General features: G+C 47.4%; 8 protein-coding genes. All 8 read right to left on the bottom strand.

The genetic code is table 11. From position 1 onward, the window contains the following. Nucleotides 1-210 precede the first annotated feature (210 nt). On the bottom strand, nt 211-1,002 hold the full coding sequence (locus GVN20_RS24490; RefSeq protein WP_166560870.1) for a cupin domain-containing protein: 792 nt from the start codon (nt 1,000-1,002) through the stop codon (nt 211-213). Nucleotides 1,003-1,254: 252 nt separating this feature from the next. After that, nucleotides 1,255-2,151 (bottom strand): MBL fold metallo-hydrolase, encoded by an 897-nt coding sequence (locus tag GVN20_RS24485; RefSeq protein ID WP_166560869.1) that lies wholly within the window; start codon nt 2,149-2,151, stop codon nt 1,255-1,257. A gap of 95 nt (nt 2,152-2,246) precedes the next feature. After that, nucleotides 2,247-3,800: a serine hydrolase gene (locus GVN20_RS24480; RefSeq protein WP_166560868.1), complete on the bottom strand. Its 1,554-nt coding sequence runs from the start codon at nt 3,798-3,800 to the stop codon at nt 2,247-2,249. Nucleotides 3,801-3,960: 160 nt separating this feature from the next. Further along, the gene (locus tag GVN20_RS24475) at nt 3,961-5,499 is read right to left on the bottom strand and encodes a S9 family peptidase (RefSeq protein WP_166560867.1); all 1,539 of its coding nucleotides are present in this window, start codon (nt 5,497-5,499) and stop codon (nt 3,961-3,963) included. Nucleotides 5,500-5,551: 52 nt separating this feature from the next. Further along, nucleotides 5,552-5,704, bottom strand: coding sequence for a hypothetical protein (locus GVN20_RS24470; protein ID WP_166560866.1), 153 nt, complete (start codon nt 5,702-5,704; stop codon nt 5,552-5,554). A 24-nt stretch (nt 5,705-5,728) separates the two neighbouring features. Next, a complete protein-coding gene (locus GVN20_RS24465) occupies nt 5,729-7,006 on the bottom strand; it encodes a TlpA disulfide reductase family protein (RefSeq protein WP_166560865.1) in 1,278 nt (425 codons plus the stop codon). Between the two features lie 70 nt (nt 7,007-7,076). Beyond that, entirely contained in the window at nt 7,077-7,880 is an 804-nt protein-coding gene (locus GVN20_RS24460) for an SDR family NAD(P)-dependent oxidoreductase (RefSeq protein WP_166560864.1), read from the bottom strand. Then, the gene (locus GVN20_RS24455) at nt 7,877-9,982 is read right to left on the bottom strand and encodes an alpha-glucuronidase family glycosyl hydrolase (RefSeq protein WP_166560863.1); all 2,106 of its coding nucleotides are present in this window, start codon (nt 9,980-9,982) and stop codon (nt 7,877-7,879) included. The genes GVN20_RS24460 and GVN20_RS24455 overlap by 4 nt, the downstream gene beginning before the upstream one ends. Between the last annotated feature and the right edge of the window lie 8 nt (nt 9,983-9,990).

Below are 9,990 nucleotides of genomic sequence, written 5' to 3'. Positions count from 1 at the left end.
ACTGTCGCTCCTTCTGAGTCCCAAAAATATTAAAAAAATTCTATTTCAAAATTTGTATTTTAAGACAGTACCAGCGGTTTCTCCGAGCGGCCCGCCGCCGCGGCTAAACACAGAGTATCACAGATGTAAATAGGTAGTTAAAACTCTGTGAACCTCAGTGAGAGCCTCCGTGCAACTCTGTGTCAAAAAACTGAAAAGCCTGATACTTACTCATTCAAACTGAAAAGCAAAATACGTGCAGGAGCCTTTGCTGGTGTTTTGAAGGCCGTGCGGCACGTTTGAGTTGAGGAAAATGATGTCACCGACTTTCGAGTCATGCCATACGCCATCAATGGTTTCCTTGGCTTGGCTATCGGCTTCGCCTTCCTGACTGTTGACCAACATCAAAATCTCGGCGGCCGGGTGGCGGTGCGCGGGGTGGCTCATCCAATTGCCCGTGAGGGTGGTTACGTGCATTTCAAAACGCTTGCTCATGCTCGTTGGGCGGTCGAAAAAATTCCTTCTCCCGCCTTTGTCGTGGCCTTTAAACTCGGTTTCGTCCCAATTGAGCAGCAGCGACCCGCCGGCTGTTTTGCCTCTTTCAATGTCAAGCGGGGCGACCGAATTGAGCTGAAAAACATAGTATGTAACGGGTGTATCGGTGTTGTTGACCACACTGCGCTTATCGCCCGACATAATCAAGGCAATGCCTCCGGGCTTCAGTTCTTTGGTTTTGCCTTCTACGGTCACCGTCAGAACACCTTCTTTTATGATGAGCAGTTCCTCATTTTCTTGGGTGTACTCGCTGTCGCGCATTCTGCTTTTGGGATTAACGGTGGTAGCGTGTACTTTAAACAACTTAAAATGGGGCGTTGTCCCTTCCAAAATAGGACGTGCTTCGCCTTTCGGTCTTTTGATTACCTGCGCGTCTGACCATTTGTAGACTTTGGAAAAAATGGGTTCAGTGGTCTGCGTAAAAACAAGATGGCTGATAAGGAATAAAGGAAGCAGTAGCTTTAGCATGGGGTTGATTTTTAGCAATTAAGAGTATGTTTAAATACACTTCGGTGATTTGCTTCTGATTGGCTTAATCGACAAATTTACTTTGGTGAGCCCCTTCATTTCTTTTGCTTGCCCAAAAGAAACGAAGCAAAGAAAAGGGCAGCCTGTCCAATGCTTCTACGCTCAATCCTATGCGCAATACGCTGGACAGGCATACCTCACGCGCAAGGATTTATTAGTAATTTATGAGGTTTAAATATGTTTTAAAAGCTGTTATCGTTTGTTGACCTGCTCAATGTAAATGGTCCGAATCAGCGCTTCCCCTTTGATAAATCCGCTGCCGAAGGTCGTGTCGTAGTCCTTTGCCAAATTTTTAGCGATGATTCCGTCCAACGAAGTGTTGGCTTTTACTTCTTTTCTGACGGCATCACGAAGCGCCATCACGGCATCGCGTACAGTTCGATAATCCTTTTTGGTCGCCAAATCGCCGTGACCTGGAATGATGACGGTTTCGTCGTCAATGAGGGTCAGCGCCCGCGCTGCCGCATTGAGCCAACCGTCTACCGACCCGCCAGAATTGTTGTCAATGAACGGGAACCGATCTTTCATAAAGCAATCGCCGGTATGTAAAACGTTGCTTTGCACTAAGTAAAATAGCACATCGCCGTCGGTATGGGCATTGTCTACGTGGAAAAGGATCACATCTTCGCCGTTGAGGTGCAGCGTCATTCCTTCTTTGTACGTAATCACGGGCCAAGCGGCTTCGGCAACCGCTTTGGGTTTTTGTCTGAACCGTATTTTGGTCGTGTCCACCGACATCCGTGCACGAACATTTTCGTGGGCAAAGATAGTCGCGCCCATTTTGGCAAAATTTTCGTTGCCTCCCGAATGGTCACCGTGGTAGTGCGTATTGAACAAAAACTTAATCGGTCCTTTGTTGACGGCTTGGATTGCGGTGTTGATTTTTTCGGACAAAGGGGCAAATTGGTCGTCAATCAAAATATTGCCGTCTTTTCCCGAGAGCAACATCATGTTACCCGCCCCTGTCCATTGGAGCAGATGAATGTGGTTTTTGATTTTGATGGTGCTGATAGTGGCGGTTTCAATGTTGGGTTGAGCCATTGCTCTGAAACTCAAGACAATGGTTAGCAAGAATAGAGTTTTTTTCATGTAGGTAATGGGTTGAAAGTGATTGTTTTATTCAATTTGTCATCCCGACGCAGGAGGGATCTGAGGCAGATTTTATCATTGTCAATGAAAGGTTATCAGACCATTGTCCCTTTAATCGCTTCTCTTTTTTCGGGGCTGTTTTTGTTGTTTTCCGAAACGCTGCTGAGCAGGGCTACGGTCACGTTGTTGCCCTCAAATTTGACGGTGAGTTTGTCGCCGTGTACTTGGTCCACAAACTTGAAATTGATCTGTAACGTATTGTCATCCAACCAGGTAGCGGTGCTTGCGATACGAGAAGGGATTACAATCGGATTGGCGGAGAAAGGATTCCGGCGTTTGTTGGGATTCACTTTCCATTTTTCCCACCCAAAACCTACTTTTTCCATGCCGTTGCCGTAGTTGACCCGCAAAACGCCCGCATCATCAAAGAGCCCGAAACCGATTTGCGTCAATCCAATGGTATTTTTTTCTACGTTAAACACCTTATCGCTGTATTTGCTCATTAACGGTGATGCTATTTTACCTTTGGGAACGGGTAGGGTAAGGGCTGCGATTTCAGATTGAAGCATAGCTAATTCCGATGGATTTTCGGCCAATTTCTCATTTTTCAATGCTGGTAAGATGGTTTGATACGCCACGTCCATCGTTTTTTGCAGATTGAAACTTTCGCACGTCATCACCAAAACGGCGTCTTGCTCGGGCATGACCATGCAGAATTGTCCGTAGGCACCATCACCTCGGTAAAAGCCTGGTTTGCAGCGCCAAAACTGATAACCATACCCCTGTGACCAATCGTTGTCGCCTGCCTGTGAAGTGGTTCGTTTGCTGGTGGCCTCTTCCACCCAAGCGGCGGGCAAAAGCTGTTTGCCCTGCCATTTGCCTTTTTGGAGATATAGTTGCCCAAACTTGGCAATGTCTTCGGTACTGACGCGGAGGCCATATCCGGCGGTGTTGAGTCCCTGCGGAGATTTCTCCCAATCGTAGCCGGTGATGCCCAATGGTTTGAAAAGGCGGGGTTCTAAGTATTCTTCGAGGGTTTGGCCCGTTACTTTGTGGACGATGGCACCGAGTATATAGGTTGCCCCCGTGTTATACATAAAAAACGTACTTGGCTCGTGTTCAACCGGTTTTTCGAGGAATGATTTTACCCAATTTTGGTCGGGTTTGGCCCGAATATCAGGCATTGAATCGGTATGATGTCCCGTATTCATCGTGAGCAAATGATTGATTTTCATCGCTTTCAGGTTCTCGCTCGCATTAGCAGGCGTATGTTCAGGAAAAAATGAAATCACTTGATCATTGACCGTAATTTTACCTTCGTTGACCAAGAATCCAATGGCCGAACTTGTAAAACTTTTCGAGAGCGAATACAGCGTGTGTTTGTTGGCGGCTTCAAAAGGTTTCCACCAACCTTCGGCTACCACGTTTCCGTGGCGTACCAGCATAAAACTATGCCATTCTAAGCCTGATTCTTTGGTTGCTTTCAGGAAATTGCGAATGCCCTCACTCATTACTCCCTGTGATTCGGGGCTTTTGCGGGGGAGTGAAGTAATAGTGTCCGTGGCGAATAGGTCAACAGACGATAATACTCCCAAACCAACGGCCCCAAAGCCTGTGGTTTTGATAAAATCTCGGCGATTTGTTTTCATGTTGAAGGGAAGGTTTAATGAGGATTTACTAAACCATATAAGGCATAAAAGAAAATATAAGATGCTATCTATTAGGTATTTTGAAACTTATATGACCTTATATTTCTTATCGGTTCGCCGATGCGATGGTTAAATATAAAAAGTGGCAATCGACTTTATGTTACTGCCCTGCTTTTTCATATTTCAGCATCTTGCTTGCCCAAGGGATAAAATGCTGAAAGTTGGGTTGGTCGGTGTGGCCGCCGTCGTGCTGTCTCCACGACAGTTGCCCGTTGTGCATACTCGTAAGCATGGGTGGCATTTTTTCTTTCATCGGGTCGTTTGATACTCCTAAATCTTTTGCACCCAAGAGTTTATAGGCGGAGCCGGCCGCAATTGTTGCCATGTAACTGCCTTGTTGGTCGAGCCATTTGGCATCACCTTTTTCGGGAATCCCGTAGCTGACATAACACAGGCGAGGTGCACACAGCGCAATTAATTCATGCGAATCTACCGACAAATCGCAACCCGTTTTTTTGCCAAAACTAGATTCTTCGGTGCCGTATTTTAGATAATTTCCGGCCATCCAATGATACTCGCCGCTAGCCGTCAGGCTTTCGATGGCTTCGCCAAAAACTCTACGATGCAAGGTGGTGCCGCCTTTCCCAGACGATGCAATCAGTCCTACTGCAAAGCGTGGTTCAAATGCTAAGGTCACTAAAGCAGCTTTTCCATAACGGGAAACGCCTTCGATGCCCACTTTTTTAGTATCTACGACGGGGTCGGTTTCTAAATAATCCAAGCCGCGCGCCGCGCCCCACGCCCAAGCCCGGAGCGAACCCCAATCGTCGGGTTTACGGTATTGACCTTTATTGACCAAGCCGATGATACCTTTTGTCAACCCCGCGCCATTGTCTGCCTGAATACTCACAGGGTCAATGGTGCAATAGCCCCAACCTGCGGCCAACAACTGTTCTGTACCCGGGGAGTCGCCATTGGGAAGGGGTGCAAAGAAATTGGGGAGGGATGCGCGGGCAACGGGGCTGTAAGCGGGATATTTATCAAAAATGGCCTTCATTTCGGGATTACTTTTGATGAGCATCTCTTTGAACGCCGCATTGATTTTTTCAAAATCTTCATTGTTGGGCTGGGCAGGAGAAGGGAAAGACGGGCGCCCAAACATCATCAACACTGGCACGGGACCTTTTACGTTGGAAGGAACCACCAACATCATGTTGATGTCCACTTTGACGGAAGGATAGGCACTGTTGTCGACATGACCAGTCAATTTTTTAGCTACCACAGGAATCCGTCCCACAAATTCATTGTCTACGGCGTCCACTTTCCACGTTACTTTTGGGATATTTTTAGGTAGCCTTCCGTATACTTCGCGTTCAAATTCTTCGATGATTTCGGGGCGGCGTTGTGCCCACCACACATCGGCAGAGGTGACTTTGTTGCTATTTTTCAAAGTCAAAATATCGGGCAAATTAGGGCAGGGATTAGCGATTGATTCGTCATAATTGGCGTGGTTGGGAGCCGCTTCGTTACCGCTTGGGCCAGGCCGTAAGGTTTTGATGCCTAGTTGCTGCTTCATGTGGGCGTGGTCGGCGGCGGTGAGCTTATTAAGGCTGTCGCGTTGAGCTGCGGCAAGCCCAAATTGCGCAAAAGTTGAAAAAGGTAAGAGGGAGAATAGCAAGAATTGTTTTAAGGGTTTCATTTTAAGGGAGTTGGGTTTTGGGTATTTTCAATACTTGCTATGCTAGGCCACATCAAACAATGTCCTTCAAAAGAAGTTCACTGGTGATTTTTGCGTGGAGTACCTTCCCGATGTCGTTGTGGTTTTCAAAAATACCCACGGGTTTTTGGGCTGCCGAATTGAGTGTAAACAATTCAATTACCAACAACAAAGCGTAAGATTTCATCGGTAAGGACGGGGTTAGGTAGGCTTAGTCAATCAATTTCAACAGTTCAGTAAGCGTGTTGGGAGAGCTGGGACGAGAGGCGTCGGCGGCGACAATTTTACCGTCTTTATCAATAATCATGTACCGTGGAATGCCTGTAATGGCAAATTTACTGAGAAGCTGCGCACTGCGCGCTCCGTTTACGTGGCCGTGTTCACCCGGAAGTTGTAGTTCTTGAAGGGCTTTTTTCCAGAGTTGTGGGTTTTGGTCGACTGAGATGTAGAGGAAAACGATTTTTTTTAACTGTTTTTCCGTCAACTTTTCGTGCATGGTTTTTGAATACGGGAACTCCGCCCGACAGGGGCCGCACCAACTCGCCCAAAAGTCTACATAAACGACTTTGCCTTTGAAGTCAGACAGGTAAAAACTCTTCCCGTCGATTGATGAAAATGCAATTTCGTCGCCTTTTTTGGCGATTTTTTCGGGTTCAGGTGTTGTTTTCTTCTCTTCCTTTCTAGTGAGAACTTCGTAACATTTTTGAGTAGCCAATGCTACATAGCGCTCGGTTTGGGGCAGGATTTTTAAGACATCAAGGGTGTTTGTGACGGCCTCTTTGGGGGTAGTTGCGCAGTTGTCGCGCAGCAATCGGCAGAGATAAAAAGGGAGCAAATTACCCGTTAGGTATCGTTTGGCAAAAGCTACTTTATCATTCATGGCCGCCGATAAGTCGGTGTATTTATTGAAGGCGTGATCTCTTGAATTAAAATAAGTGACAAATACGGGCAAAAAATCTCGGAAAGGGGCGGTTAAGAAAGCCTCTTCGTCGGCGATTTTTTTTGGGTCGAGTGCCTCGGTCATTACGTTGGGAAGCGCCGACATTTTAAGGTTTTTGGTATCGGCATTGCTACGGGTTACGGCGTAGTTGAGCAGCCAATACCAATAATTCCAACGGGCGGTATTTTCGATGTAGCGTTTAAAGGCATCGGAAAAAGCCGAAAATTTGGGATGGGTTTTTAAAAATGTTATCTGCTGGTTTCGGGCCTTAAACAGTTCAATTTCTCGCATGTCGACGGTTTGGGAAAACAGGAGTTCGTACTGTTTTTTTGGGTCGAAATCATTGGTAAATTTTTGCTGAAATTCTGCCCAAAAGGCTTTCTGGTCGGCATTTTCCCACAATGCATTATACTGATTAATCACACTGGGAGCTGTTCCCTGTTGGAAAATATCAACCGAATCCCGACTGGCAAAAGCAGTTATGGTTTGGGCAAAGAGATAACTTGTCAGCAAAAAACATCCGAAAAATAAAAGTGAAAATTTCATCATAACAGGTAGTTAACTAGGTTGGTGGTACAATAAATACCTTTGTTAAAAAGCATTTATCGTACCACAAATGTTAAAACCCAATTGAATTTCCTCCATCGACTGGCAATGAAGCGCCAGTGATGTAAGCAGCGGCCTCGGAGGCTAAAAAGACAGCAGCCCAGCCAATGTCTTGAGGCTTACCAAATTTGCCCATGGGTGTTCGGTTGAGGGCGCGGTTCATGCGGTCGGGGTCGCTGCTCATGGCAGTTTTCATCATGTTGGTTTCGATGAAACCCGGCGCAATGGCGTTGACCCGAACGTTGTATTTTGAAAATTCAGACGCCAACACTTTCACCATGCCTTCTACGCCCGATTTGGACGCGGCATAGGCCACCACGCGGTCGATGCCATAATAGGCGGCCATGGATGAAATCATCAGAATCGACCCACTTTGGCGGGCAACCATGCGTTTGGCGCAGGCGCGGGTAAGGGCAAAAACGGCGTTGAGGTTGGTATGAATGATGCGGTCAAAATCGTCATTTGTGACCTCCAAGGCAGGTTTTTTCATGTTGATGCCTGCATTGTTGACCAAAATGTCAATTTCGCCGTAGGTGTTTACAATGGTTTCGACCAAGCCTTCCAAGGTGTCTAATTCCGTGACGTCATTGACAACATAATGGGCCGATGTGCCCAAGGCTGCCGTGGCCTCCTGAAGCGCGTGCTCGCGCCGGCCTGTGATGATGACCGTGGCGCCCGCGTGGGTCATGCACTGGGCAATATCGTAACCAATGCCGCTGCCGCCGCCCGTAATCAGCGCAATTTTTCCCTCCAAGGAGAATACGGATTGGGTATGGGTTAAGGTAAGTTCTTCCGCTGAATTTTCTTGTTCTCTCATCGCAAATGATAAATTTCTACTAATTTTTTAACTTCATTTAATGTTCTTTGGGGCGGTATTAATGGCTTGGGAATGGGCATTTTTGAATATTCTCCAAAGTATAACACGCACGCGTCGCGCCACCACAAGGCCTCCTTTTCTTGTATTTTCAACCTGCCTTTTACGTTTTCAAAGATTTCGGGGTCAACGTTTGCTTTGAGGCTTTCCCAAGTCTTTTGCAAGTTTCCCACTTGTACTACGCCGTCGTAATAACGCACGCACAACTCATCCCAAAGGCTGCGGCCCGTACTGAGTTTCTTGGACCAAGGCACGTGGTGAAACCAAAGCAAATAGTCGAGCGGGCATTGTTCGGGGTTGCCCCACTTTTGCTGAACTTCGGGACTGTAAAGTTGCAAGGCATTGCTCAACTTTCCTGTTCGGTCAAATCCTAGACCTATAGAATCAGCGCGGTGATAATACACCGATGTCCAATCGGGGCGGGCACTTTTGGCCAGCCAAGGCTCGGGGCCGTAGTGGTGACTTTCGCCCATCATGTGAGACGTTCCCAAGGGGTACGTATAACTCACGTAAATGGGATGCGATTTCAACATCATGTCGGAGATTTTCTGCTCCGTTGGTTTGGCTTGGGTCAGGGTCATTCGAATCCATTCTGAAGCTATCTGCTCCGACGACAGTGTGTGGTCCCAAGCTAATCGGCCAAAAGCGTACCAATTGCTTTGGTTGAAGGGGTGCCCGCACCAGTTGATATCTGAACCCGTGTTGGCCACACCCGCCATTAAAGAGTACTGGGCATCGTACAAGCTTCCGTCAATGACTTTGGCCACGGTAGAGCCTTGCCCTTTGGCGTAGGTATCGGTGTCCAAACACTCTTTGAACATCGGAGCCAAATAGGTCAGGTGGGTGGATTGGCCCAAATATTCTTGTGTAATCTGAAATTCCATGCCCAACGTTGTTTTTGGAAAAGCTCCAAACATAGGATGAAATGGCTCCCGAGGCATAAAATCAATGGGGCCATTTTTGACTTGGACAATCACTTTAGGGTCGAATGTACCGTCGAGAGGTTTGAATTGAGCGTAGCCTTCCTTAAAACGGTCGCCGTTGGGGTCGGCATTGTATACAAATGCCCGCCAGATAACGATGCCGCTGAACGGACGCATGGCTTCGGCTAGCATGTTGGCGCCGTCGGCGTGGGTGCGGCCGTAATCCTGCGGGCCGGGTTCACCTTCCGAATTGGCTTTGACTAAATACCCACCAAAATCCGGAATGTATTGGTGAATCTCTTTGGTTTTGTCGTTCCACCATTTACGCACTTCGGGATCGAGCGGGTCGGAGGTTTTGAGTCCGCCGAGGGTGCGGGGAGAACGGAAGTTGACCGAAATAAAAACTTTGATGCCGTAGGGGCGAAGTACATCGGCAACGGCTTTGATTTTTTCCAAATATTCTGCGGTCAGAAACCGAGAACTGGCATTGACGTTGTTGATGGAAGTGGCGTTGATGCCTATCGACGCATTGGCGCGGGCGTACATGACATAGCGCGGGTCAACGCGGTGGGGTAGTTCGTTCCATTTCCACATCGACGAGCCTGCATAGCCGCGCTCAACGGTTCCGTTGGCGTTGTCCCAGTGGTTAAGCATTCGAATCTTTACCTTTGGGCTGCTAGTAACGGAAAGCTTGGCGAGAGATTTGCCCGTTTGAATGGCTCTCAACAATTCAAATGCCCCGTACAACACGCCCGTTTCAGACTTAGAGGAGATGATAATGTTGCCTTTTTCGGTGTAAATCTCATATCCTTCGTTGGAAATATTCGCACTTGAAGGGGCGTTTTTGTTAACGTTCAGAATGATTCCTCCGCTTGTTGTTGCCGTTTTTACAGTAGCAATTTTTTTGCCCAACAAGCCCTGTAAGCCCAGTTTAAGTTCTTCGGAGGCGATTTTAAGGGTTTGATGATCGGAGGCAACGGCGATGAATTTTGTAAACGGAGCATAGCTTTCTCGCTGCTTGGCGTCTTTGATTAAATCGTAATTGAGCCAAAGCCGCGAACCATCATCGGCAAGGGCGGCGGTGGAGAGTAGCAGAAGAAATAGAAAGAAATGTCTTGTCATTAGATTTC

It is taken from the genome of Runella sp. CRIBMP (assembly GCF_009905605.1).
Classification (GTDB): domain Bacteria; phylum Bacteroidota; class Bacteroidia; order Cytophagales; family Spirosomataceae; genus Runella.
Note: the sequence above shows the minus strand (reverse complement) of the source record. Positions and strands in the feature narration are given on the sequence as shown.